Raw genomic sequence first — 25,773 nt, 5'->3', positions numbered from 1 at the left:
TGAAACGCACATGCGCCGATGGTAGTGTGGCTTAAGCCATGCAAGAGTAGGTCATCGCCAGGGGCTTTATTGAAAGGCAACCCCCACCTCGCAAGAGGTGGGGGTTTTGTCTTTTCCGGATCCAACAACCCACTACGGCCGCCCACGTGCGGCCGTTTGCGTGTCCGACGTCCCGAGCCGCCACTTGCTGCGGCTAGCGGCCGGAAACTGCGATCTGAAATGGCCATCCAACCGCAGACCCGCCGCATCGCAGCACACGTTGCGACGGCAGAATGAACGGCCCGAAACTGGGCCGGTTGAATCGATCGTGCGCGCTACTACGAGAAACCCCGCGTAGCGGCGGTGCCGCGCTCGGCATCGTCCGGATGCCGCCCGGCAGGAATCAGCACGAGCAAGGACGGCGACACAAACCACCGGTAATGCGATGCCGCCCGGAACGTGCGCGGCGCTGCAACAGCTATCGGGCCAGTCGCCCGCGGCAACCGAGTCAAACAAGAGACCACCACAACGGCAATGTTCGAATCTGCGGAACGGCCAAATCGTTGTGCGCTACTACGAGAAACTCCGGGTATCGGCGGTGCTGCGTTCGGCAATGTCCGGATACTCCCGGCGAGCCCAGGCGATCAGCCGGTTGGCTGATCCGGCTGATTGGCTCTCATGCGGGGAGGGTTGCAACGAATTGCTTCGATCAGGCCTGCGATTGGCGGACTGGCATCCGGCCGCTGGCGCACGGCTGACGGTTGTCGGGTCAGTTCTTGGCGGACGTGGTTAGGAAGGGGACAACGGCGTCTTCTGTCTCGATCGTGGCGTCTTCTACGAAGAATCCGCCAGACCGAGGTGTCGATTGGCGGTTGGTCTAATCCGTTGCGTCTCAGCCATCTGCACAAGCCGTGACCACCGCGAACGGCGGTCTTCTGTCTCGATCGAGCGCTCTTCTGCGGATAAAACTCTAGCGCCGGCCCTGCGAAGAGCACATCGGTTTCGCGGCGCAGCACAGGCACTGGAGTTGAGCGCGCGACAGGGCGAACGACGGAGGGCCACGCGTTCGCGATGTGCTGAGCTGCTCACGCGGGTCGCCGACGAGCCGTGTCAGTTGGGACCACCGAGCTCCCCACGCATCCGGCAATGCCACAACTGCGAAGGACTACAACTGCTACGAAATGGAAAGAGAATCACCGCCCTCGCGACGCCCCCGGCAGTTCGGCCCACCGTAGGGCAGCAACTTCGACCAATAAAGGTGCGACTGCCGAACTCGACGCAGCGGCAGCGCACGGTAAGGCGACAACCGCGCCAACGGAAGGGCCGCGGCACCGCGACTGGTCTTGGCTGATGATTGGATTGTTTCGAGAGCGATGTTGGTCCGGGTCCTTCGACTACGCGCACTTCGGCGGATAGACCGCGACGCGGGCCCTCGGGTCACGCTTGTCTTCCCGGTTTTCAGCCCGCCTACGCCCCAAACGGAAAGACCACCGCGAACGGTGGTCTTTCATTCGCTCCTCATGCGGCAGCTTCGCGCAAAGGTGCCTATTCAGTAGGTGCAGAAGGATCGGCGCTAAGCCGTCAACGCGCGGAAGGTCACCACCAACACGTCGCGGTGGGCGGGGGCGTCGGTGTCGACGGGCGTGACCGCGGTGACGCCGTGAAACACGCGGGCATCGTCGACCAGCGCGGCATCCAGGGCTTCGGTCAGGGTGAAGCTGCCGACCTCTCGACCGTCGTGGGTGTGGATGGTGGTGGTGCCGCTGCGAATGTTCTTGCGATCCACCAGGAGGACCAGCACGTAGTCGACGCCATCACGATGCACGCCTTCGGGCGTGGGCTCGCCGGCTTGTGTGGCGCTGGGCTCGATGCGGAACTGGTGCACCTCGACGTGCCACGCGGCTACCTGCGGCGACAACGGCGCGAAGAAGTCGCGAGCGAACCCCAGCACCGTCGACAGCGTCGGCCCCTCGGCGATTGCCGCGTCGACCGGCTCGAACCAGCGCTCGATGTCGCCTTGCAGCGTGTTGTAGTTGAGCGTCTGGAAGTGCGCCTGGTGCGGGGCCCGCGTGATGGGGCCTCGACTGGGCGCGCAATACACCGCATGCCGGCGTCGACGCTGGCGGCCGACAGCCGCGAGGTAGTTGTCGATCGGCAGTTCGTTCCAGCTCGCGACGAAGTCCGTCCAGTCTTCGAGTCGCCCGTGCGCTGCCAGCAGCGCGTGCATGTCCGCCGCCTGCACGAAAGCGAAGCCATCCTCGCGCAGGCCCAGGGTGAGTGGCGTAACGCCAGCATGGTCGGCGTTGCTGTTGGCAGGCATCGGGTTCATGGACCTCGGCATCGGCTTGCGTGGATCTCGATCACGCCGAGGCCGCCAGTGCGGCTTGCGCCAGAAGCGCGAGCACGCAGGCGAACGCCGCGAACCAGCACAGGCTGCGCAGCGCGTGTTTGTCGGCGATATAGAAGATGCCGTGCAGCACGCGCAGCACGACGAAGGCGACGGCCAGCAGGGCGATCCGGTCGGCGGGGACGCCGCTGATCTGGGCGAGCACCACGCCGGCCGCGAACGGGGCGAACGCCTCGTAGCTGTTGAGCTGTGCGCCGTTGGCGCGGTGCACGCGCGGGTTGTCCTGGCGCGCCAGCCAGCCACGTGGGTCGCGGTTGTTGTATCGCTCGCCGCCGCCCTTGGCGACGGCCACCCAGAGGTAGGGCAACACAGCGGCGATCAGCACACACCAGTAGGCCGTGGACAGCGTCATGGTTGGATTCCCGAGGTTGGCGGCGGCAACAGCCTAGCCGAAAACGGCGACGGCGCCCGACTCTGCTGAGTGGGGCGCCGTCGCACGAAGCCGCAATGATTGGCGAACGGCTACTTCGTCGGCTGCACCAGCTTGTCGTGGGCGGCGCGGAACGCGTTGCCCTCGTACCAGTTCGGGCGCGAGTCGCCACCGGCAACCTCGCGACCGACGCTGTACAACGCCTCGAGATCCTGCACCACGCCGTCCATCTTCCACGCCGGATCGAACGCGTCGCCGGGCTTGTGATAGCGGTTGTCGCGGTAGTCGATCTGCGCCTTGTGGCCGGCGTCGGTGCCGCCTTCGATCAGGTCGTCGCCGCCCTTGGCGTACAGCGCGGGCACGCCGGCCTTGGCGAAGTTGAAGTGATCGGAGCGGAAGTAGAAGCCATCCTCCGGCGTTGCTTCGGCATGCAGCACCCGGCCCTGCTCCTGCGCGTACTTCTTGAGCAGGTCTTCCAGTTCCGAGCTGCCGTAACCGACCACCGTCATGTCGCGGGCCTTGCCGATCACCGGCATCGCATCGAGGTTGATCACCGCGATGGTCTTGGCCAGCGGCACGGCGGGATGGGCGACGTAATACTTGGAGCCCAACAACCCCGACTCTTCCAGCGTGACGGCGGCGAACAGCACCGAGCGCTCCGGCGCGGGGTTCTGCTTTGCGAACGCCTCGGCGATCTCGAGGATGCCGGCCACGCCGGTGGCGTTGTCGATCGCACCGTTATAGATCGTGTCCTCACCGGCAGGCGCAGCCGCACCGTGCTCATCGGCGTCGTGGCCGTGGTCGCCCAGGTGGTCCCAGTGCGCCATGTACACGATCGCTTCGTCCGGGCGCTTGCTGCCGGGCAGCATCGCAATGACGTTCTGGGACGACTTCTCGCTGATGGTGCTGTTGAGGTCGAGGGTGAGCTTGGCCTTCAGCGGAATCGCCTTGAAGCCCTTGACGCTGGCGCTGCGGTACAGCGCATCGAGGTCCTGGCCGACGTCGGCGAACAGGCTGCGTGCGACGTCGCCGGTGATCCAGCCCTGTGCCGGCAGGCGCGGTTCCGGATCGGTCTTGGCGGGCAGGTCGAACTGTGGGCCAGTCCATCCGTTCTCGACGACCTGCCATCCGTACGCTGCGCCGTCCGCGTCGTGGACGATGATCGCGGCCGCCGCACCTTGGCGTGCGGCCTCCTCGAACTTGTACGTCCAGCGACCGTAGTAGGTCATGCGCTTGCCTTCGAACAGCGCCGCGTCCTTGGTGTGAAAGCCGGGGTCGTTGATCAGCATGACCACCGTTTTGCCCTTGACGTCCACGCCGGCGTAGTCGTTCCAGCCGAGCTCCGGCGCGTTGACGCCGTAGCCGACGAACACCAGGTCGCTGTTGCTGATCTTCACCTCGGTCAAGCCGGTGCGCGTGCCGACCACCATGTCCGGCCCGAAGCGCAACTCGCGCGTCTGGCCGTTGACGTCGAGCTTGAGCACCGTGGCGGGCGCGGCGGTGGTTTCGACCATGGGCACGGTCTGGAAGTAGCTGTCGCCATTGCCGGGCTTCAGGCCCATCCGCTCGAACTCGGACTTGAGATAGTCGATGGTCTTGCGTTCGCCATCGCTGCCGGGCGCCCGCCCGCCGAACTCATCGGACGCCAGCATCTTCACGTGCGCCGCGAAATCGGCTGCGCTGATGGTGGCGCCGCCGCTGGCGGTGCTGGCCGTCGTGGCCGCATCGGTGGTGGGGGCATCGGCCGGAGGCTGGTTGCAGGCGGCGAGCAGGAGCGCGCCAAGCGTGGCACCGGCCAGTGCGGCGCTTGGAAGCAGGGGCTTGCGGGACATCGGACCTCCGTAGCGGTCCGCCGGGGCGGCGGAGGTCCATTCTAGGCACAATCCGGCGAGCGCCTGGGCTGGCCGTCGTCAAGCTGTCAAACGGCCGATATCGCCGCCGATAACGCACACATCGTCGTGGCTACGCATCGATTGCATGCGCAGTGGGATGGCCTCGGCAGCGATCCCGGCCAGGCGTCGGCGCGGCCGGGACCGTCGCCGACGCATGCCTCCCTTACGGGCTGGGCGGCACCGGGGTGCTGTAGCGCTGCGCGGTCGCGCCGGTGATCGCACCGGTGCGGGCGCTGCTGTGCACGTACAGGGTGACGGGGCGTTCAAACACCAGCGGACCGTCGACGCGTGCGTTCGGCCCGATCACCACGCGCGGCGGCTTGCGGCTGACGCCAAACCACTTCGGATCGGGCTTGGGGTAGTGGATGCCGCCGGTGACGTGGGAGTCGGCGCCGACGGTCAGGTCGCCATTGACGGTGTCGATGCGGCCGTTCACTTCCGTACCGATCAGGCCGATTGCGCCGTTGACCGTCTCGATGTCGCCGCCGACGCGACCGCCGCGGTCGACAAAGATCTCGCCGTTGACCGTTTCCAGGCTGCCGTTGACTTGGACGGCGGTCGCCACGCGGATGCCGCCGTTGACCGTGGCCAGCTCGCCCGTGCGGCTGCGCGCGCCGACGCGGATGCTGCCATTGACCGTTTCGGCCGACTCAGCCTGCGCGTTGGCACCGATGTGGATGCTGCCGTTGACGGTTTCGAGCTTGCCGTAACTTTCGCCGTCGTTGACGGTGATGCTGCCGTTGACCTTGTCGATGTTCTGATCGGAGGCGTACGAGACCGGCGCGGCGATGGCCAACGCGATGGCGAGGGACAGGGAGATCGAACGATGGGCGGGTTGGCGCATGACATTTCCCGTGCAGTGGACTGGTGTATTCATGGATGCGGCTTCGTGCGGCAGGGTTTAAACGTGCCGCCGTGACCTGCGTGTCGCGAGTCGGGCGCGACGGCCGGCTTCGCTACAATCACGCCCCATACCATCGCACCCCTCCAGCCACCGGGCCCCTGCCCGAAGTCATTGGGACCAACGACGTGCCAGCCTCCTCCCATCGATCCGCTTCCGCCATCCAGGGCCCCGTGGTCCTGCTGATCCTCGATGGCTGGGGGCACCGCGAGGATCCCGCCGACAACGCGCTGGCCCAGGCCACCCTGCCGAACTGGCAGCGTCTGCTGGCCGAGTGCCCGCACACGCTGATCCACACCGAAGGCCGCCATGTCGGCCTGCCGGATGGGCAGATGGGCAATTCCGAGGTGGGCCACATGAACCTCGGCGCCGGCCGCATCGTCTACCAGGACCTGACCCGCGTGGATGCGGCGATCGACGACGGAAGCTTCTACGCCAACGACGAACTGCGCGCCGCGTGCGCCGCGACGGCCGCCAATGGCGGCACGCTGCATGTGTTCGGATTGTTGTCGCCAGGTGGCGTGCACAGCCACGAGAACCACATCGTCGCAATGCTCGAACTTGCCCGTCGCGAAGGTGTGCCGCAGGTGGCGGTGCATGCCTTCCTCGACGGCCGCGACATGCCGCCGCGATCGGCCCAGCCCAGCCTGGAACTGCTGCAGCGCGAGTGCGAACGCGTCGGCAACGCGCGCATCGCCAGCGTCAGCGGACGCTATTACGCCATGGACCGCGACCACCGCTGGGATCGCCAACGCCGTGCCTGGGACGCGATCGTCGAAGCCGCCAGCGAGCACCACTCGCCCGATGCGATGACCGCACTGCACGATGCCTATGCGCGCAACGAGAACGATGAGTTCGTGTCGCCGACCGTGGTCGACGACGGTGCGACGATGCGCGACGGCGATGCCGTGGTGTACATGAACTTCCGCGCCGATCGCGCGCGGCAGCTCACCGCGGCGTTCGTCTCTGCGGATTTCGACGGCTTCCATGCGCGTCGCCCGAAGCTCTCGCGTTTCGTCTGCCTGACCGAGTACGACAGCCGACTGACCGCGTCGGTGGCCTTCGCCCCCGACGACCTGCGCAACACCCTGGGCGAGATCCTCGCCGAGAACGGCCTGCGCCAGCTGCGCATCGCCGAGACGGAAAAGTACGCGCACGTGACGTTCTTCTTCAGCGGCGGTCGCGAAGAACCGTACGCGGGCGAGAGCCGTATCCTGGTGCCCAGTCCGAAGGTGGCCACCTACGACCTGCAGCCGGAAATGAGCTGTCCGGAAGTCACCGACAAGCTGTGCGCCGCCATCCGCTCGGGCGACATCGATGTCGCGATCTGCAACATCGCCAACCCCGACATGGTGGGCCACAGCGGCATCCTGGCCGCGGCGATCCAGGCCGCCGAGGCGGTCGACGTGGCCATCGGCGCGGTGCGCGAGGCCGTGCGCGAACGCGGCGGCGCGCTGCTGGTCACCGCCGACCATGGCAACGTCGAGATGATGCGCGATCCGGAAACCGGGCAGCCACATACCTCGCACACCGTCGGCCCGGTGCCGTTCGCATACTGCGGGCCGCGCGCTGCGCGCCTGCGGGCCGGCGGCGCGCTGCGTGACGTGGCGCCGACCGTGCTCGAACTGCTCGGCGTGCCGGCGCCGTCGGACATGACCGGTGCCAGCCTGCTGGCGGCGGTCGGCGACGGAAGCGGCGTCGGTTGATGTCGCGCCGCGCGCTGGCCGTTGCGCTCGTCATCGCCTCGGTGCTGGCGTTGCCGGCGCTGCGGCCGGCCGGCGCGCAGAGCAGTCGCGACGCCGAGCGCCGCCTCGATCGCGTCAAGCGCGAACTCAAGGCCGTGGCCGTTGAGCGGCGCAAGCTCGAAGATCAGCGCGGCGGCGCTTCGCGTGAACTGCGTGCGGCCGATGAGCAGGTGGGGCAATCCAGCCGCAGCCTGCGCGATACAGAGCAGCGGCTGGCCAATAGCGCGTCTGAGCTGGCCAGTCTGCAGGCGCGTCGCGGCGAGCTTCAGGTGTCGATTGCCGCGCGCCGCACCGAATTGGCCAGCCTGCTGCGCGCGGCCTATGCCGAGCGCGGCGACGCGCCGCTGAAACTGCTGCTGGCACAGGACCGCGTGGCCGATGCCGGTCGCGTGCTGGTCTACCACCGTTACCTGCAGCAGGCGCGCGCGCGACGCATCGCGACGCTGTCGGCACAGACGCGCGAGATCGATTCGCTCGAGCGCGACATCGTGGCCAGTCGCGCAAGTCTGGCCGCCGCCCGCGTGCAGCAACGCGACCGGTTGTCTCAACTGGAGCGGGATCGCCAGGCGCGCGCCGCACTGGTTGCGCAGATCGACGAGCGCTACCAGGACCGCAGCAGCCGCGAGCGCGCGCTGGGTCGCGATGCGGCCGGCCTGGAGCGCCTGCTCACGCAACTGCGTGCCACGGCCGCGCGCGCGGCCTCCGAACGCCGCGCCGCGGCCGCACGCAATGCCGCGCGCGACAAGGCCGCGACCGCGACCGGATCGGGACGCACCACGCCGCGACGCGCGTCGGTCGTGGCCAGTGCCGTCGCGCCGCAGGTGGGTGGCCTGGGTTGGCCGCTGTCGGGCAGCCTGCTGGCCGGATTCGGCGCCACCATGCCCGACGGGCGCAGCAGCGATGGCCTGCTGATCGCGGCCAGCGCCGGTACGGCGGTCAAGGCCGTCGCCGACGGCCGGGTCGTTTACGCGCAATGGATGACCGGCTACGGCTTGTTGCTGATCATCGATCACGGCGGCGGCACGATGAGTCTGTACGCGCATAACGACGCCCTGCTGCGCGACAGCGGCGACCGGGTGAGCCGTGGCGACGCCGTCGCCACCGTCGGCAGTTCGGGCGGCGCGGGGCGGCCGGCGCTGTATTTCGAACTGCGCCGCAACGGCGAGCCGGTCAATCCCAACACGTTCCTGCGGCGCTGACGGCGCCGGGCGACCGTCGGCGCGCGCCCGGCGTCGGTACGTGGTTACGTTCAGTGCCGCCGCGCCCATAATCGGGCGAACCGGCGCCGCTGCCCGCGGTCCAACCGAGTCCCGTCTGGAGCCCTGCGTATGCAACTGCGTCATCTCGCCCCGATCGTGTTCGCCCTTGCCGCGCTGCCCGCGCTGACGCCGGTGCATGCGCAGCAGGCCGGGCAGCCCGAGCGCGGCGAAAGCCCGGAAGGGCTGGACGACACCAGTGCCGACGATGCCAACGCCAAGGTTCCGCTCGATGAGATCCGCCGCTATGTCGCCGTCTACACCGCGATCAAGCAGGCCTACGTCGAGCCCGTCGCCGATTCGCGGCTCATGCAGTCGGCGGTGCGCGGTCTGCTGCTGGACCTGGACCCGCACAGCGTCTACTTCCAGAAGGCCGATGCCGACCAGTTCGACGAACAGTCGCGCGGCGCCTACGACGGCATCGGCGTGGAGCTCTACCGCCAGCCCGACGGCACCTTGCGGGTGATCGCGCCGATCGACGACACCCCGGCCGCGCGTGCGGGCATCAAGTCCGGCGACCTGATCGTCGCGATCGACGGTCGCCAGCTCGGTCCGGGTGACGACGACAGCTCCGGGCCGTTGCGCGGCGAGCCGGGCAGCGCGGTCGTGTTGACGGTGGTTCGCGAAGGCGCCGACAAGCTGCTTGAGATCAAGGTGGTGCGCGACACCGTGCGCATCACCAGCGTGCGCAACCGGATGCTCGAACCCGGCTACGGCTACCTGCGCATCGCCGCGTTCCAGGCCGATACCGCAGCCGATTTCGAAACCCAGCTCGGCAAGTTGCAGGAACAGGCCGGCGGCAAGTTGCGTGGTCTGGTCATCGATCTGCGCAGCAACCCCGGCGGGCTGTTGACCTCGGCGGTGCAGATCGCAGACGACCTGCTCGAAAGCGGCAAGATCGTCAGCACCCGTGGCCGCATCGCGCTCAGCGACGCCGAGTTCGGCGCCACGCCGGGCGATCGCCTCGCCGGTGCGCCGGTGGTGGTGCTGGTCGACGCCGGCTCGGCCAGTGCGTCGGAGGTGCTGGCGGGCGCGCTGCGCGACAACGGCCGTGCGCGCGTGGTCGGCAGCCGCACCTTCGGCAAGGGCTCGGTGCAGACGGTGCTGCCGCTCGATAACGGGGACTCGGTAAAGCTCACCACGGCGCGTTACTTCACCCCCAGCGGTCGTTCGATCCAGGCCCTGGGCATCGTGCCGGACGTCCAGCTGCATCCGGCCAAGGACGCGCAGAACGGCGGTCGCGCGGACGTCACCGAGGCCACTCTGCGCGGGCACCTGCGCGGTGACGAAGAGCCCGCCACCGCGGTGCCCGGCGCCGCAGTCGCCGACGAGGGCGATCGCCCTGGCGACAATGCCGGCGAAGTGCTCGAAGGCGACGAATTCATCACCGCGGCCCTGGCCGAGCTGAAGAAGCCGGTGGCCGTCGCCCCCGTGCCGGATGTCGGCGGTGCAAAGCGCTGAGGCCAGGCGGTGCGCCCCGCGTTCGGGGCGCAATCCGCCCGCTCACGCCAGACCTCGCTGAAGGGCGGCCGCCTCGGCGGCGCTCATCCGCCGAAGCACCGGGCGCCGCTCAGTGCACGAAGAAGTTCCGGAACGCGTTGAGCTGCCCGCGCAGCTCGCCGCCGGGGAAGGTCGTCGAGTGCACGTTGACGTAGGCCACGCCGGCACGAATGGCCGCGACCAGTTCCGCAAACTCACCCGGCGAGAGCCCTTGGCCGGCGGGGCCGATGACATTGGACGATGTCAGCAGGCCGCTCACGCTGCCCGAGGCCGGGCACGTCGGAGCAAGGCCCGCGGGGTCGGGGTTGGCCGCGGTCTGGCACAGGAACACGCTGACTCCACCATTGACGCCGCGTTGACCGAAATGGATGTGTGCCTGCCGGGCCTCGCTTTGCAGGCCGGAATAGCGCAGCACATAGGTCAGCTGTCCGCCGCCGTTCGAGATGCGGGCACTGAACGCGCCGCGCGCGGTGGAAGAAATCGACGGTACTTCTTCGGTGCTGCGAAGCTGGACGTACACCGTCTCCGCCGCGGACGGCGTGGGCAGGCAGCACAACACGCCCGCTACGAAGGCGGGCGACAAGACAGGGGGGCGCTTCATGGCGCAGACCCTCGGTGACGACCGCGTGGGGCCGGGAAGATGAAAGCCTTCCGTCCAGTCGCCGATGCTTGCGCCGTGCCTGTTTCTCAGTCGTGAAAGCGCCTGCCGCCCCCGGCCATTCCGCTACCGTCCGGACGGACAGTGCCGCTTGGCGGGTACGGCCTGAAACATTGCCGATTCAATCAGCGCGGCTTGCCCGGCTGCGGAAACGCGGTGACCACTCTTTCGCCGGTCGCGGCATCGCGGATCGCCGACTGGCCCTTGCGCTCGACTTCCTCGATCCGAACGATGCCCTGCATCGGCAGGTGCAGCACGCGTGTGTCACCGAACTCGTCGCGCAGGCGTTCCTCGGTGGGGTCGATCAAAACGCCGTCGTGCACGTCGAACACCAGGTCGCGAATCTCGGTGAACCCCCACAGCGCGCCCGACGCGACTTGCCGCGCATACAGTTCGTAGACCTTTCCCGCATTCAGAAAGGTGACTTTGTAGAGCGTTTTGGCCATGCGCGGATTCTACGGGATGGGCGAAGGCGCAAACCGGCCGGGAGTCGGGTTAACCGGCCGGCCGTGTGGGGGCGCTCAGTAGCCCCGTTTCCTGCGCAACCTGCGGGCGATGCCCGCGCGCGCCACCAGGGCGAATGCGCCGCCGAAGGCAAAGCCCGCCAGATGGGCCGACCACGCCACCGCGCCAAACGACGGGCCGATGAAGGTAAATACCAGCTGCAGCAGCGCCCACACGCCGATCAGCAGCGGCGCGGGCACTTTCACGAACTGCAAAAACAGGCCCAGCGGTACCACCACGCCAAGTTTTGCGCCGGGAAACAACGCGAGGTACGCACCGATCATCGCCGACACCGCGCCACTGGCACCGATGACCAGACGGTCGGGCGTGCCGATGGCGATCACCGCCGCGAGGTTGGCGAATGCGCCGCCCAGCAGGAACAGCACCAGCACCCGGCGCGAACCCATCGCTCGTTCGGCCGGCAGTCCGAAAATGAGGAGGAATACCAGGTTGCCCAGCAGGTGCGCCCAGTCGGCGTGCAGGAACAACGCGCTGAAAAGCCGCAGCGCGTCGCCATTGCGCAGGGATTGCCACCAGTCCGCCGCCGACACCAGCGTGCCCGACAGGGCGCCCCAGTCGAGCAGCAATCGCCGTTGCCCGCTCTCGGGCATCAGGGCGATAACCGTGAAGCACAGCCACAAGATGGCGAACAACAACGGTGTCGCCCAGCGTGGCGGGGTTTTCTCGCGTGGTGGAATCGCCACGAACATCGGTTATGGATTTACCTTGCAGTGCAGCATTTCTTTATTCGGAACCGTCCCAAAAGGCACGTCCAGCGGCCACGTCCGAGTTGTTACCATCTGGTTAATGGGCGCGTTATAGTGCATACGGCGTCGTATGTCGGGAGAGGGTTCCGGCACGCGTCGGTGACCGCTCAAAAAACGGTGCCGCTTAGACGGCCGAAGCTGACTATTAGAAACTCCAATGGAGATTACACGCATGCAACATGCTTCCCGCATCACGCGCCTGACCGCTCTTGCGCTTGGCATCACCGGCGCATTGGCGATCGGCCAGGCGCACGCTTCCGGCTTCCAGATCCGCGAGAACAGCGTCAAGAACCTCGGCCGTGCCTTCTCCGGCTCTACGGTGGCGCAGAACGATGCGTCGGTCGTTGCCAACAACCCGGCGGCGATGGTCAACATCGACCGTGTCACCGTCCAGGCCGATGCCTCGGTGATCGACCTGACCGCTGACTTCGAAGGCGGCGGCACCACCGCCCTGGGCACCCCGCTCAATGGCGGCGACGGTGGCGATCCGGGCGACGCCTCGGCCGTCCCGGCGATGGCCGTGGTGATCCCGCTCAGCGGCTCGCTGGAGCGTATGACCGTGGGCGCCAGCGTCAGCGCGCCGTTCGGCCTGAAGACCGAATACGACTCCAACTGGGTCGGTCGCTACAACGCCATCGAATCGGACGTGAAGACGATCAACCTGACCCTGTCGGCCGCGGTCGAAGTGACCGAGCGCTTCTCGGTCGGCATCGGCCTGATGTACCAGCGCGCCGAGGTGACCCTGACCAACGCCATCGACATCGGCACGCAGGCGTGCGTCGGTTCGGGCAACCCGGCCAACTGCTTCAACCCGGCCTTCCCGTACCGTCCGCAGGCGAATGACGCGCTGGTCGAAGTGAGCGGCGACGACAACGGCATCGGCTGGATCATCGGCGCGCAGTGGCGTCCGACCGATTCGCTGTCGCTGGGCTTCTCGCACCGCTCGGAAATCGACCACGACCTCGAAGGCGATGCCGATTTCAGCAGCAGCAATGCCGCGGCGCAGGTGATCCTGGCCACCAACCCGGGCCTGCGTGACGGCAAGATCAGCGCGCCGCTGACCACGCCCAGCGTGACCACCTTCAGCGCGCAGTACGACATCAACGACAGCTTCCGTCTGATGGCCGACGTCCAGGCCACCGACTGGCATTCGCTGGAAGCGGTCAACATCTACCGCCCCGACGGCAGCTCGCTCGGTCACGAGGCGTTCGACTGGGAAGACACGATGCTCTACTCGCTCGGCGGCGAGTACGACATCAACGACAGCTTCACCGTGCGTGCCGGCGTGGCGCTGGACGAGACCCCGACCAACGATCTCGCCCGCACCCCGCGTCTGCCCGACCAGGACCGCAACATCTTCTCGCTGGGCATGACCTGGAACGTGTCCGAGCAACTCAGCGTCGACGCGGCCTTCATGCGCATCGAAATCGAAGAGACCAAGGTCAACGTGCTGTCCTCGAGCCGCTCGCGTCTGGTCGGTGAGTTCGACGGTTACGCCAACGTCTTCGGCGTCGCCGCGCAGTACCGCTTCTGATTCGACGTCCGGGGTCGACGCGTCTGATCGATGTGTCTGACTGACGCGTTCGATTCCGGCGGTTGAATCCGGCATTCGATCCTGGCGTCACCGCAAAAAAAAAGCCCCGCTCCGGCGGGGCTTTTTCATGCACGGTGTCGCGTGCGTTGTCATGCGCGAAGCGCCGATGCGGGACTGTCGTGCGCAGGTGCGCGCGTCACCCCCGATACCCCGGCGTTCGCCCGCGCGCTGTCGTGCGCGGGCTGCCCAGCGTGCGCGCTACTCGCCCAGCGTCAGCAGCGACGCGTTACCGCCCGCGGCGGTGGTGTTGATGGTGATGGTCTTCTCGGTGGTGAAGCGGGGCAGGTAATGCGGACCGCCGGCCTTGGGGCCGGTGCCCGACAGGTTCTGGCCGCCGAAGGGCTGCACGCCGACCACCGCGCCGATCTGGTTGCGGTTGACGTAGCAGTTGCCCACCTTCACGCGCGCGCTGATCTTCTCGACGGTCTCGTCGATGCGCGAATGGATGCCCAGCGTCAAGCCGTAGCCGGTGGCGTTGATCGCGTCGATGACGGCATCCAGCTGATCGGCCTTCCAGCGGATCACGTGCAACACCGGGCCGAACACTTCCTTGTGCAGCTGGTCCAGCGATGCCAGCGCGTACGCACTGGGGGCGAAGAAGCTGCCGTGCGCGGTATCGGCATCGAGTTCCAGCGACGCGATCCGGGTGGCCTCGCGCTCCATGCGCTCAGCGTGGTCGCGCAGCATCTTCAGCGCGTCCTCGTCGATCACCGGGCCGACGTCGGTCGACAGCAGGCCGGGATTGCCGACCTTGAGCTCGGCCATGGCGCCGGCCAGCATGTGGGTGACCTTGTCGGCGATGTCGTCCTGAACGAACAACACGCGCGCGGCCGAGCAGCGTTGGCCGGCCGAGGTGAATGCCGAGCCGATCGCATCCTTGACCACCTGCTCGGGCAGCGACGAGGAGTCGGCGATCAGCGCGTTCTGGCCACCGGTTTCGGCAATCAGGACGCCGATCGCGGCATCGCGCGCGGCCAGTGCGCGATTGATCGCGCGGGCGGTGTCGGTCGAACCGGTGAAGGCCACGCCGGCCACGCGCGGATCGCGCGTCAGCGCCGCGCCGACGGTCGCGCCGTCGCCCGGCAGGAACTGCACCACCGCTTCGGGCACGCCGGCTTCGTGCAGCAGCTTCACGGCGGCAAAGCCGATCAGGTTGGTCTGTTCGGCGGGCTTGGCGATCACGCTGTTGCCGGCGGCCAGCGCCGCGGCGACCTGGCCGATGAAGATCGCCAACGGGAAGTTCCAGGGGCTGATGCACACGAACACGCCACGACCGGACAGCTGCAGCGTGTTGGATTCGCCGGTCGGGCCGGGCAGGGCCTCGACGGTGAACAGCTTGCGCGCCTGCTGGCCGTAGTAGCGCAGGAAGTCGACCGCCTCGCGCACTTCGGCCACGCCATCGGGGATGGTCTTGCCGGCTTCCTTGGTGCACAGCGCGATGTACTGCGCCATGCGCTGTTCGAGCAGGTCGGCGGCGTGTTCGAGGATCGCCGCGCGGCTGGCGGCCGGCGTGGCGTTCCAATCGTCCTGCGCGGCAACGGCATTGGCCAGCGCCCGTTCGACGGTCGCGCTGTCGGCGGCCTGCCAGTGGCCCACGGTTTCGCGTCGGTCGGCCGGGTTGGTCACCGTGATGCTGGGCCCGCCCACCGTCGCGCCGGGCACCAGCGGCGTGGCGCGCCAGTCGTTGCCGGCAACGGCGTTGATCTGGTCGGCGAGCACACGCAGCTGATCGTCGTTGGCGAGGTTGACGCCCATGGAATTGCTCCTCTCATTGCCGTAGCTGCGGTACAGGTCGACCGGCTGCGGGATACGCGGATGGGGGATGGTGTCGAACGCGGACACGGTTTCGACCGGGTCGCGGATGAGGTCGTCGATGGAGACGTCCTCGTCGGTGATGCGATTGACGAAGCTGGAGTTGGCGCCGTTTTCGAGAAGGCGGCGCACCAGGTACGGCAGCAGGTCCTCGTGCGAGCCCACCGGTGCGTACACGCGGCACGGCACGTCGAGGCGGTCGGCGGGAATGACCTCGGCATACAGGTCGTCGCCCATGCCGTGCAGCTTCTGGAACTCGAAATGCCGCTCACGGCCCATCGACTTCGCGCGCTGGTGGATCGTCGTGATCGTCTGCGCGTTGTGGGTGGCGAACATCGGATAGATGGCGTCGCTGGCTTCGAGCATGCGTCGCGCGTTGGCGAGGTAGGACACGTCGGTGTTGGGCTTGCGCGTGAACACCGGATAGCCCGCCTGGCCATCGACCTGCGCGCGCTTCACCTCGCTGTCCCAGTACGCGCCCTTGACCAGTCGCACCGGAATGCGTCGGCCCGTGCGGCGGGCGAGATCGGCGATGAAGTCGATCGCCTCCGGCGCGCGCTTCTGGTACGCCTGGATGGCCAGGCCGTAGCCTTCCCAACCGTCGAGCGATGCGTCGGCGTAGGCGCCGGCGATCACGTCGAGCGACATCTCCAGCCGGTCGGACTCTTCGGCGTCGATGGTGAAGCCAATGCCGTAGGACTTCGCCAGCTGGGCCAGCTCCAGCACGCGCGGGGTCAGCTCGGCGAACACGCGCGCACGCTTGGCGTGCTCGTAGCGCGGGTGCAGCGCGGACAGCTTCACCGAGATCGACGGTACGCCGAACACGTCGTGGCCGAGGAAGTTTCCGCCGGGGCCGCTTTTGCCGATCGCGTGGATCGCATCGCGGTAGGCCTGCTGGTAGCGAAGCGCGTCCTTGGTGGTGAGTGCGCCTTCGCCGAGCATGTCGAACGAATAACGGTAGTTCGCGTTGTCGCCCTTGGTCGAACGCGCCAGTGCTTCGCCGATCGTGCGGCCCATGACGAACTGGTGGCCCATGATCTTCATCGCCTGGCGCACGGCCAGGCGGATCACCGGCTCGCCCACTCGGCCGATCAGGCGCTTGAACGCGTTGTGCACGTTGCGCTTGGTGTCGTCGGCCAGGTCGACCAGTTGGCCGGTCAGCATCAGGCCCCACGTCGAGGCGTTGACCAGCACCGAGTCGGACTGGCCCATGTGCTTCTTCCAGTCCGCTTCGCCGAGCTTGTCGCGGATCAGCTTGTCGGCGGTTTCCTGGTCGGGGATGCGCAACAGCGCTTCGGCCACGCACATCAGCAACACGCCCTCCTCGCTGCCCAGGTCGTACTGGCGCATGAAGGCCTCGATCGCGCCCTGGTTGCGCGCACGGGCACGCACGCGTTTGACCAGGTCGGCGGCGGTGGCTTGCGCGGCCACGCGGTCGGCATCGGGCAGGCGCGCCTGCTCGAGCAGGCCGCGCACGTGGACGGCCTCGTCGCGGACCCAGGCGGCGGTGAGCGCCGCGCGCGGGCCGCCCGGGGCGGCAGGAAGTTCGGGACTGATCAGCGCGCCGGCATCGCCGGGGCCGATGGGGAGGGTCTGGGTGGACATCGCGCCTGGAGGCAGTCGGGAAGCCTCCTAGTGTAGAGCTTCCCATCCAGGCGCTGCGTTGATCTGTATACGATCCAGTGGCGTACGGTGTGCGCCGGGGCCGGGCCGACGCTTCGGCGGGTACCGGCCCGCCAGGGGCGGGCCGGTACCCGCCGCGGCGCTTTGCGCAAGGTGTCCTTTGCCCGCCTGCGAGGCAGTGGCGACGCCGGCGCGAACGCCTCGCAGGGCCAGCCGCAAGCCCGCGTGGAGCGCCTCCGGGTTGCCGCAAGGCGGCCTCGCGGCTACCATTTCGCGGTTATCCGTAGCGCCGATCTCGGCGTGATGGGCCCCCACGGGGTCTGCCAGCCACCTCCTTCCGGACGGTTTCTCCCGCACGCCCTTCGGGCGTCGGGTCACCGTCCCAGGGGCAGCCCGCGGGTCGAAAACAAATGCAACCAACTGACCACCAAGTGATTTTCTGGGGCTCGAACTGATGAAAGCCGGTCGTTCCAAGCAGTGGGCAATGGGGGTCGCCGCGATGGCGGCGCCAGTCCTTGCATTCGCGCAGGACGCCGATCCCGCGCGATGGCAGCTCAACATGGGCCGCGGCGTGACCGCGCAATCGATGAACGCCTACTCGGCGCACATGATGGCGTTGTGGATCTGCGTCGCCATCGGCGTGCTCGTGTTCGGCGCGATGGCCTACGCGATGTTCAAGTTCCGCAAGTCCAAGGGCGCCGTGCCCGACAAGGACTTCGTGCACAGCACCAAGCTCGAGATCCTGTGGACCGTGATCCCGGTCGTGCTGCTGGTGCTGATGGCCTTCCCGGCAACCAGCAAGCTGATCGCGATGTACGACACCCGCGATTCGCAGATGACCGTCAAGGTCACCGGCTTCCAGTGGATGTGGAAGTACGACTACCTGGGCGAAGGCGTCAGCCTGACCAGCCGTCTGGACCGCAAGAGCGACCAGATCCGCCAGAGCGGCGTGACGCCGTCCGCGACCGACCACGAGCACTACCTGCTCGACGTCGACAACGTGCTGGTGCTGCCCACCAACACCAAGATCCGTTTCGTGATCACCGCCGATGACGTGATCCACGCTTGGTGGGTGCCGGCGCTGGGCTGGAAGCAGGACGCGATCCCGGGCATCGTCAACGAGGCCTGGACCGACATCGCCAAGCCGGGCATCTACCGCGGCCAGTGCGCCGAGCTGTGCGGCAAGGATCACGGCTTCATGCCGATCGTGGTCAAGGCCGTGCCGAAGGCCGAATACCAGCAGTGGCTTGCCGCCCAGAAGGCGAAGGACGCCGCTCCGGCCGCCGCCCCGGTCGAGGCCACGCCGGCCCCGGCCGACGCCGCGCCCGCCGAAGGCAGCGCCCCGAACACCGACGCCCCGGCCGCTGTTGCGGTCGCCGGCTGATCCAGCATCCAGAGGTTAGGCCATGGCCGTCTCCCCCGCAGCAGACCACTACCACGATGACCACGCCCACAAGCAGGGCTTCATCGAGCGTTGGTTCTTCTCTACCAACCACAAAGACATCGGCACGCTGTACCTGATCTTCAGCTTCGTCATGTTCGTGATCGGCGCCGGCATGTCGGTGATCATCCGGACCGAGCTGGCGCATCCGGGCCTGCAGCACGTCAGCCCCGAGTTCTTCAACCAGATGACGTCGATGCACGCGCTGGTGATGATCTTCGGTGGCGTGATGCCGGCGTTCGTCGGCCTGGCCAACTGGATGATTCCGCTGCAGATCGGCGCGCCGGACATGGCGCTGCCGCGCATGAACAACTGGTCGTTCTGGATCCTGCCGTTCGCCTTCAGCCTGCTGCTGGTGACGCTGTTCCTGCCCGGCGGCGGCCCGGCCGGTGGCTGGACGCTGTACCCGCCGCTGTCGCTGCAGGGCGGCAGCAACGTCGCCTTCACGATCTTCGCCATCCACATGATGGGCATCAGCTCGATCATGGGCGCGATCAACGTGATCGCCACGATCCTCAACATGCGCGCGCCGGGCATCGACCTGCTGAAGATGCCGATCTTCTGCTGGACCTGGCTGATCACCGCATTCCTGCTGATCGCGGTGATGCCGGTCCTCGCCGGCGCGGTCACCATGCTGCTGACCGACAAGTTCTTCGCGACCTCGTTCTTCAATGCCGCCGGCGGTGGCGACCCGGTGATGTACCAGCACATCTTCTGGTTCTTCGGGCATCCCGAGGTCTACATCATGATCCTGCCGGCGTTCGGCATCGTGTCGGAGATCATCCCGACCTTCAGCCGCAAGCCGCTGTTCGGCTACCAGGCCATGGTGTACGCGACCGCCGCGATCGCGTTCCTCTCGTTCATCGTGTGGGCACACCACATGTTCACCGTCGGCATGCCGCTTGGTGGCGAGATCTACTTCATGTTCGCGACGATGCTGATCTCGATCCCGACGGGCGTGAAGGTCTTCAACTGGGTCACCACGATGTGGCGCGGCTCGATCACGTTCGAATCGCCGATGCTGTGGGCGATCGCGTTCGTGATCCTGTTCACCATCGGCGGATTCTCGGGCCTGATGCTCGCCATCGTGCCGGCCGACTTCCAGTACCACGACACCTACTTCGTGGTGGCCCACTTCCACTACGTGCTGGTGACCGGCGCACTGTTCGGCATCATCGCCTCGGTCTACTACTGGTGGCCGAAGTGGACCGGCCGCATGTACAACGAGACCTGGGCCAAGTTCCATTTCTGGTGGACGATGCTGTTCGTCAACCTGCTGTTCTTCCCGCAGCACTTCCTGGGCCTGGCCGGCATGCCGCGCCGCATCCCGGACTACAACGTCGTGTTCGCGGACTGGAACCTGGTCAGCTCGATCGGTGCGTTCGGCATGTTCCTGACGCCCTTCATGATGGCCGCGATCCTGATCCACTCGAAGAAGTACGGTGCCAAGGCCGAGGCGCGTGCCTGGGAAGGCGCGAAGGGTCTGGAATGGACCCTGCCGAGCCCGGCGCCGCACCACACCTTCACCACGCCGCCGGTGATCCGCGACGGCGACCTCGCCCACGGCGACATCAGCCACTGATCGCCCGAGCGATAGCGCGATGACCCCGACCGACCCCGACCGCAGCAACGTCGATGCCCGCCGCAAGGCGGCGCGTCGCACCGCGCTGTGGGTGGCGGTGGTCGCGATCGGCGTGTATGTCGCGTTCCTGCTCAGCGGAGTGCTCGGGCGATGAGCGACGTGGGCAAGCCCGCTGCGGGCAAGGCCGCCGGCGCCAAGGGCGTCGGGCTGATGGTGGGTGTCGCGCTGGCCGCGTTCGCGTTCACCTTCAGCCTGATACCGCTCTACCGCATCGCGTGCGAGCGGTTGCTCGGCGTCCGCCTCGAACGCGGTGCCGCGGACGAGACGACGGCCGTCAAGGCCAGCAAGGACGAACGCTGGATCACCGTGCAGTTCGACGGCGGCGTCAACTCCAAGCTGCCGTGGCAGTTCCGGCCCAGCCAGGCATCGATGCGGGTGCGTCCGGGCCAGCCGTACGAGACCACGTACTTCGCCCGCAACACCAGCGACCGCAGCATCGTCGGCAGCGCCACGCCATCGATCGCGCCGGCGCGGGCGTCGGGTTACTTCAGCAAGACCGAATGCTTCTGCTTCACCGCGCAGACCCTTGCCGCCGGTGAGGCCCGCGACATGCCGGTGCGCTTCATCGTCGACCCGGCGCTGCCGGCCGACGTCAAGACGCTGACCCTGTCGTACACCTTCTTCAAGAACGAAGCGCTCACCGCGCGGCAGGCCCACGCGGCGCCCTCCACGGGCAACGCTGGCGCGCCGCACGCCGCGCCTTGATCGCAACCGCAACCGAACCAGCTACCGGAACAGCCGCCATGGCCCACGCCCACTCGCCAGACGCCAACATCTACTTCGTGCCGCACAGCAGCCGCTGGCCGTTCCTCGGCTCGATCGCGCTGTTCACGACCATGGTCGGCGCCGGCGCCTGGCTCAACGAAACGAGCTGGGGCCAGGCGACCTGCCTGATCGGCATGGCGCTGATGTGCGGCGTGCTGTTCGGCTGGTTTGGCGACGTGATCCGCGAGTCGGTGCGTGGCAGCTACAACCGCCAGGTCGACGTCTCGTTCCGGATGGGCATGATCTGGTTCATCTTCTCCGAAGTGATGTTCTTCGGTGCGTTCTTCGGTGCCCTGTTCTACGCGCGCCAGTTCGCGTTGCCGTGGCTCAGCGGCGACGGTGACGGCATGGCCACCAATGCCGTGCTCTGGGAAGGCTTCATCGCCGGCTGGCCGAGCAACGGCCCGGGCGCCGTCGGTGGCGGCTTCCAGACCATTCCGGCCTGGGGCCTGCCGCTGCTCAACACGCTGATCCTGCTGACCTCCGGTGTGACGGTCACCATCGCGCACCACGCCCTCAAGGCCGGTCACCGCAAGGCACTGCTGGTCTGGCTGGGCGCGACCGTGCTGCTGGGTTCGGCGTTCCTGTACTTCCAGGCCGAGGAATACATCCACGCCTATCGCGAGCTCAACCTGACCCTGGGTTCGGGCATCTACGGCTCGACGTTCTTCATGCTGACCGGCTTCCACGGCATGCACGTGACGCTGGGCACGCTGATGCTGGCGATCATCTGGTTCCGCTGCGCCAAGGGCCATTTCGACCGCGACAATCATTTCGCCTTCGAAGCCGTGGCTTGGTACTGGCACTTCGTCGACGTGGTCTGGCTCGGCCTGTTCATGTTCGTCTACGTGCTCTGATCGCCGGGCGCCCTTCGGGGCGCCGCGAGCGGGTCCGGCTGCCGTGCAGCCGGAAAGCAGGTGTGGCGGCAGATGGTGTGCCGCAGCTCCCGCGGAGGCATCGGCGATACGTGGGCGGGTAGCGGGAGCCACCTGACGTGCGGGAATCGGCGATGCCGCCGCCCCGGTGGTTACGCCAGCCGGTTCCGGTTACGGCGCCGAGCCGACGCCGTGGAACTCGATCCAGCCCATCTTGGCGGCGATGACCACCATCACGATCAGCGCGACGGACAATGCGATGCGGCGGGTGAGTGCATTCACGGTGCGCTTGCTGCTGCCCTTGTCCACCAGCATGTAGTAGAGGCCGGCACCGAGGTTCCAGAGTATGAGAATCAGGAAGCCGACGATCAGCAGGGTTTTCATGGCGGAGCTCCCGGGTTCCCTGGTGGCGGCCGCACCGGCGGCCTTCTGGACGCCGGCATTATCGCAGCCGATGGCGATGCGGGCATGAGCCGCCGGCGTACCCTGATTGGCGGCTGGATGCTGGCGTTGGCCGCGATCGCGCTGTTCGGCAATCTTTCGGCCTGGCAGCTGCGCCGCGCTCACGAGAAGCAGGCGATGCTCGACGCCGCCGCGCAGGTGCTGGCGCAGCGTCAACCCGTACCGCTTGGCGCGTCGGCCGATCCGGCCCGTGCGCACGAGTTCGCCTGGAGCGAGGGCGACGGCGAGTTCGTTGTCGCCGGCCCGCTGTGGCTGGACAACCAGCAGCGTCACGGTCGCGCCGGCGTGCGCGCCTACCGCCTGTTCCGGCCCGAGGGCGGCGCGCCGCTGCTGGTCGATCTGGGGTGGCTGCCACTGGCGGGCGATCGCAAGCTGCCGGCCATCGATCTGCCCACCGGGCCGCAACGCCTGCGCGGCATGCTCGCGCCGCCGCCGTCGATCGGGCTGGCGCTCGGTCCGGCGCTGGCGTCCAGCGGCGACGGCTGGCTGATGACGCGGGTCGATCCGGCCGCGATCGATGCCGCCCTTCCGTTCGACAGGCCGCTGGCACCGCGCGTGCTGCGGCTCGATCCGGCCCTGCCGCTGGGCTATGACCGGGACCTGGAACTGCTCGCCAATACCCTGCCGCCCGACAAGCACCGCGGATACGCGCTGCAGTGGGGCGGGCTCGCGCTGGCGGTGCTCGTCACCGCCCTGATCCTCACCTTCCGCCGACCGCGCGGAACCCACAAGGCCGCTGCCTGATGGACGTCGAAACCCGCCCGCTGGACTCCAAGACGCGCAACCGCAACCGCGGGTTGCTGATCGCGATCTTCATGATGTTCTTCGGCAGCATGCTGGTTGCCGGCGTGCTGCGCTTCACCGGCTGGATGCCGGAAGGCCGCAAGAACTTCGGCGAGATGCTGCAGCCGCCGAGCGACATTCGCGAACTCTCGCCCGCACTGGTCGGCGGTGGCGACTACGCCTGGAATCGCGACGCGCGCACCTGGCGCATCGTGGTCGCCGCGCCCGCCGAATGCGACGCCGCCTGCGCGAAGCTGGCCCATGACCTGGACACGGTCTGGCGCCTGTTCGGCAAGGACGCCGACCGCGTCCACGTGCTGTGGCTGTGCGATGGCCCGGCCTGCATGCCGCCCGCGTCGGTGCAGCGCCCGCGCACCCTGAAACAGGTGCGGCCCGATCCTCGCCTGAGTGCGTCCCTGCCGCGCCTGGACGATCCCAAGGGCCTGCCGGTCTACGTCATCGACCCGAATGGCTTCGTGATTCTGCGTTACGCTCCCGGCTTCGATCCGGCCGGCCTGCGTGCCGACCTCGCCAAATTGCTGAAACTGGCGTGATGTGATGGCACCGCGGCGCCACGCGCGCGCCTGCCAGACAGCACCCCACCAGACTTCCAACCGACGCGCTTCCCGGCGCCCGGATCCGTCCCGCACGAGTCACGCATGACCGCTACGTTGCACAGCCCTGTCGCCAAACCCGCCGTCTACCGGCACTTCCATCGCATCGCCTGGCTGGCGGTCGGCCTGGCGCTGTGCGTGATCGTGTTCGGTGCGTTCGTGCGGCTGTCCAACGCCGGCCTCAGCTGCCCGGACTGGCCGACGTGCTACGGCCGGGCCGCATGGCCAACGGCGGCCAACCCGATCGCCGAGCACGCCGCCACCGCCATCCGTCCGGTCGAGATGCACAAGGCCTGGCGCGAGCAGTTCCACCGCATGATTGCCGGCGCGCTGGGCGTGCTGGTGCTGGTGCTGGCGCTGTTGGCCGTGCGCCGACGCCGCTGGGGCACCCTGCAGGTGATCGTCGCGGCGGTGCTGGTGGCGCTGGCGATACCGTTGTACATGCGCGGCCACCATCCGGCCGCGTCGGCGCTGGCCATTGCCGGTGAGTTGATCCTGCTGGTCGCCGCGTTGCGCTGGAACGACAGCGACCTGTCGCGCACGGCGACCCTGACCCTGCTGGTCATCGTGTTCCAGGCGCTGCTTGGGATGTGGACAGTGACCTGGCTGCTCAAGCCTGTTGTCGTGATGGGTCACCTGCTGGGCGGCCTGCTGACGTTCTCGTTGCTGCTGTGGATGGCCTGGCGCGCCACCGACCTGCCCATCCGCCTGGCCGATACCACGGTGCTGCGGCGGCTGGTGATCGGCGGGCTGATCCTGCTGGGCGTACAGATCGCCCTGGGCGGCTGGACCAGCGCGAACTACGCGGCGCTGGCCTGCGGCAACTCGTTCCCGACCTGCGTTGGCCAGTGGTGGCCCGCGCACGATTTCCGCGAGGCGTTCGTGCTGTGGCGCGGCATCGGCGTCGACTACGAAGGCGGCGTGCTCGACGGCGAGGCGCGCATCGCGATCCAGCTCTCGCACCGCATCATGGCGGTGTTGGTGTTCGTCTACCTGTTGGGGTTCGCGGCCAAGCTGCTGCGCACGCCGGGGATGCGCGGCTGGGCGACGCTGCTGGGCGTGTTGACGCTGGCCCAGGTCGCGCTGGGTATCGCCAACGTGAAGCTGGGGTTGCCCCTGACGGTGGCGGTGCTGCACAACGCCGGCGCGGTGCTGTTGCTGTTCACGCTGGTGTCGCTGCTGGCGCGCCTGCGCGAGCCGGAGGCGTGATGGCCAGCTCGCTGCGCGAAACGGCGCGCCAGTATTTCGACCTGACCAAGCCGCGCGTGGTCGCGCTGATCGTGTTCACCGCGCTGGTCGGCATGTTCCTGGCCGTCGACGGTCTGCCCGACGCCGACGAGACCCGACGCGGCCTGCTGGGCTTCCTCGGCATCTGGCTGGCGGCCTCGAGCGCGGCGGCGATCAACCAGCTGCTCGACACGCGCATCGACGCGAAGATGGCGCGCACTTCGTGGCGCCCGATCGTGGTTGGCCAGATCACCCCGGCCAAGGCGCTGATCTTCGCGCTGGTGCTGGCCACGCTGTCGATGGTGGTGCTGGTGGTGTGGGTCAACGTGATGACCGCGCTGCTGACGTTCGCCTCGCTGATCGGCTATGCGGTGATCTACACCGTGTTCCTCAAGCGCGCGACGCCACAGAACATCGTGATCGGCGGCATCGCCGGCGCGGCGCCGCCGGCGCTGGGCTGGGCCTCGATCACCGGCACGCTCGATCCACACGCGCTGCTGCTGGTGCTGATCATCTTCGTGTGGACGCCGCCGCATTTCTGGGCGTTGGCGATCTTCCGGCGCGAGGACTACGCGCGCGCGATGGTGCCGATGCTGCCGGTCACCCATGGCGTCGAATACACGCGCTGGCAGATCCTGTTCTACACGGTGCTGCTGGTGGCGGTGACGGTGCTGCCGTGGGCCACCGGCATGAGCGGGCTGTTCTACCTGGGCGGCGCGATGGTGCTGGGCTTGGTGTTCCTGGGCTACGCATGGAAGCTCATGAATCCGCCCGACGAGCTGTACGCGATGAAGGTGTTCGGTTACTCGATCGTCTACCTGATGGCGCTGTTCGCGTTCCTGCTGGTCGATCACTGGCTGCTGCCGCTGTTGCAACCGGGCGCGGCATTCGAGCTGCAGCCCGTCGCATAGCCCCGGGCACCCGCGACGCGCGGGTGCCTGTCCGGATCCAGCACG

22 protein-coding genes are annotated in these 25,773 nt (G+C 67.7%); 13 read left to right on the top strand and 9 right to left on the bottom strand.

Annotated elements, in window-relative coordinates; translation table 11 throughout:
• Window positions 1-1,552: 1,552 nt before the first annotated feature.
• From EER27_RS13555 to EER27_RS13540, 4 genes are all read right to left on the bottom strand, one after another.
• The gene (locus EER27_RS13555) at window positions 1,553-2,299 is read right to left on the bottom strand and encodes a 2OG-Fe dioxygenase family protein (protein WP_223807339.1); all 747 of its coding nucleotides are present in this window, start codon (window positions 2,297-2,299) and stop codon (window positions 1,553-1,555) included.
• 40 nt (window positions 2,300-2,339) lie between these two features.
• Window positions 2,340-2,738 (bottom strand): MAPEG family protein, encoded by a 399-nt coding sequence (locus tag EER27_RS13550; protein ID WP_223807337.1) that lies wholly within the window; start codon window positions 2,736-2,738, stop codon window positions 2,340-2,342.
• A 110-nt stretch (window positions 2,739-2,848) separates the two neighbouring features.
• Window positions 2,849-4,588: a M28 family metallopeptidase gene (locus EER27_RS13545; RefSeq protein WP_123088652.1), complete on the bottom strand. Its 1,740-nt coding sequence runs from the start codon at window positions 4,586-4,588 to the stop codon at window positions 2,849-2,851.
• A gap of 223 nt (window positions 4,589-4,811) precedes the next feature.
• On the bottom strand, window positions 4,812-5,492 hold the full coding sequence (locus EER27_RS13540; protein WP_190285801.1) for a DUF4097 family beta strand repeat-containing protein: 681 nt from the start codon (window positions 5,490-5,492) through the stop codon (window positions 4,812-4,814).
• A gap of 230 nt (window positions 5,493-5,722) precedes the next feature.
• Between EER27_RS13540 and gpmI the strand changes: the two genes are divergently transcribed.
• From gpmI to EER27_RS13525, 3 genes are all read left to right on the top strand, one after another.
• The gene (gene gpmI, locus EER27_RS13535; RefSeq protein WP_317843129.1) at window positions 5,723-7,255 is read left to right on the top strand and encodes a 2,3-bisphosphoglycerate-independent phosphoglycerate mutase; all 1,533 of its coding nucleotides are present in this window, start codon (window positions 5,723-5,725) and stop codon (window positions 7,253-7,255) included.
• Window positions 7,255-8,493 carry a murein hydrolase activator EnvC family protein gene (locus tag EER27_RS13530; protein ID WP_123088650.1) on the top strand — a complete coding sequence of 413 codons (1,239 nt, stop codon included), beginning with the start codon at window positions 7,255-7,257 and terminating at the stop codon, window positions 8,491-8,493. The genes gpmI and EER27_RS13530 overlap by 1 nt, the downstream gene beginning before the upstream one ends.
• 129 nt (window positions 8,494-8,622) lie before the next feature.
• Window positions 8,623-10,011, top strand: a complete 1,389-nt coding sequence (locus EER27_RS13525; protein ID WP_123088649.1) for a S41 family peptidase — start codon at window positions 8,623-8,625, stop codon at window positions 10,009-10,011.
• 109 nt (window positions 10,012-10,120) lie between these two features.
• Here the strand turns inward: EER27_RS13525 and EER27_RS13520 are convergent, their stop codons facing one another.
• The 3 genes from EER27_RS13520 to EER27_RS13510 form a co-directional block, all read right to left on the bottom strand.
• On the bottom strand, window positions 10,121-10,633 hold the full coding sequence (locus EER27_RS13520; RefSeq protein WP_190285800.1) for a CHRD domain-containing protein: 513 nt from the start codon (window positions 10,631-10,633) through the stop codon (window positions 10,121-10,123).
• Between the two features lie 200 nt (window positions 10,634-10,833).
• Complete coding sequence (locus EER27_RS13515; RefSeq protein ID WP_123088647.1) at window positions 10,834-11,154, bottom strand: DUF1820 family protein; 321 nt, start codon at window positions 11,152-11,154, stop codon at window positions 10,834-10,836.
• A 75-nt stretch (window positions 11,155-11,229) separates the two neighbouring features.
• Window positions 11,230-11,922, bottom strand: coding sequence for a rhomboid family intramembrane serine protease (locus EER27_RS13510; RefSeq protein ID WP_123088646.1), 693 nt, complete (start codon window positions 11,920-11,922; stop codon window positions 11,230-11,232).
• Between the two features lie 229 nt (window positions 11,923-12,151).
• Between EER27_RS13510 and EER27_RS13505 the strand changes: the two genes are divergently transcribed.
• Window positions 12,152-13,513: an OmpP1/FadL family transporter gene (locus EER27_RS13505; protein ID WP_190285799.1), complete on the top strand. Its 1,362-nt coding sequence runs from the start codon at window positions 12,152-12,154 to the stop codon at window positions 13,511-13,513.
• 258 nt (window positions 13,514-13,771) lie between these two features.
• On the opposite strand, the gene putA is transcribed toward EER27_RS13505, so the two are convergent.
• A complete protein-coding gene (gene putA, locus EER27_RS13500) occupies window positions 13,772-16,990 on the bottom strand; it encodes a bifunctional proline dehydrogenase/L-glutamate gamma-semialdehyde dehydrogenase PutA (protein ID WP_123088644.1) in 3,219 nt (1,072 codons plus the stop codon).
• Window positions 16,991-17,492: 502 nt separating this feature from the next.
• Between putA and coxB the strand changes: the two genes are divergently transcribed.
• From coxB to EER27_RS13480, 5 genes are read left to right on the top strand one after another with little or no spacing between them, the layout of a single operon-like run.
• Complete coding sequence (coxB, locus tag EER27_RS13495; RefSeq protein WP_123088643.1) at window positions 17,493-18,392, top strand: cytochrome c oxidase subunit II; 900 nt, start codon at window positions 17,493-17,495, stop codon at window positions 18,390-18,392.
• 22 nt (window positions 18,393-18,414) lie between these two features.
• Window positions 18,415-20,031: a cytochrome c oxidase subunit I gene (gene ctaD / locus EER27_RS13490; protein ID WP_123088642.1), complete on the top strand. Its 1,617-nt coding sequence runs from the start codon at window positions 18,415-18,417 to the stop codon at window positions 20,029-20,031.
• Between the two features lie 19 nt (window positions 20,032-20,050).
• Complete coding sequence (locus EER27_RS17465; protein WP_263316940.1) at window positions 20,051-20,185, top strand: hypothetical protein; 135 nt, start codon at window positions 20,051-20,053, stop codon at window positions 20,183-20,185.
• Window positions 20,182-20,796 carry a cytochrome c oxidase assembly protein gene (locus tag EER27_RS13485; RefSeq protein WP_123088641.1) on the top strand — a complete coding sequence of 205 codons (615 nt, stop codon included), beginning with the start codon at window positions 20,182-20,184 and terminating at the stop codon, window positions 20,794-20,796. Before EER27_RS17465 ends, EER27_RS13485 begins: the two co-directional genes overlap by 4 nt.
• 38 nt (window positions 20,797-20,834) lie before the next feature.
• Window positions 20,835-21,713, top strand: a complete 879-nt coding sequence (locus EER27_RS13480) for a cytochrome c oxidase subunit 3 (protein WP_123088640.1) — start codon at window positions 20,835-20,837, stop codon at window positions 21,711-21,713.
• A 189-nt stretch (window positions 21,714-21,902) separates the two neighbouring features.
• Here the strand turns inward: EER27_RS13480 and EER27_RS13475 are convergent, their stop codons facing one another.
• Window positions 21,903-22,115, bottom strand: coding sequence for a twin transmembrane helix small protein (locus tag EER27_RS13475; protein ID WP_123088639.1), 213 nt, complete (start codon window positions 22,113-22,115; stop codon window positions 21,903-21,905).
• Window positions 22,116-22,199: 84 nt separating this feature from the next.
• Here EER27_RS13475 and EER27_RS13470 point away from each other — a divergent pair, with 84 nt between their 5' ends.
• From EER27_RS13470 to cyoE, 4 genes are all read left to right on the top strand, one after another.
• Window positions 22,200-22,937 (top strand): SURF1 family protein, encoded by a 738-nt coding sequence (locus EER27_RS13470; RefSeq protein WP_123088638.1) that lies wholly within the window; start codon window positions 22,200-22,202, stop codon window positions 22,935-22,937.
• Window positions 22,937-23,530 (top strand): hypothetical protein, encoded by a 594-nt coding sequence (locus tag EER27_RS13465; RefSeq protein WP_123088637.1) that lies wholly within the window; start codon window positions 22,937-22,939, stop codon window positions 23,528-23,530. Before EER27_RS13470 ends, EER27_RS13465 begins: the two co-directional genes overlap by 1 nt.
• A gap of 105 nt (window positions 23,531-23,635) precedes the next feature.
• Window positions 23,636-24,799 (top strand): COX15/CtaA family protein, encoded by a 1,164-nt coding sequence (locus tag EER27_RS13460; RefSeq protein WP_123088636.1) that lies wholly within the window; start codon window positions 23,636-23,638, stop codon window positions 24,797-24,799.
• Window positions 24,799-25,728 (top strand): heme o synthase, encoded by a 930-nt coding sequence (gene cyoE, locus EER27_RS13455; protein WP_123088635.1) that lies wholly within the window; start codon window positions 24,799-24,801, stop codon window positions 25,726-25,728. Before EER27_RS13460 ends, cyoE begins: the two co-directional genes overlap by 1 nt.
• Window positions 25,729-25,773: the final 45 nt, after the last annotated feature.

Source organism: Montanilutibacter psychrotolerans, assembly GCF_003719825.1.
In the GTDB taxonomy this organism is placed as follows: Bacteria; Pseudomonadota; Gammaproteobacteria; order Xanthomonadales; family Xanthomonadaceae; genus Montanilutibacter; species Montanilutibacter psychrotolerans.
The sequence above is the reverse complement of the archived record's forward strand: the minus strand, read 5'-3'. Positions and strand labels throughout refer to the sequence as shown.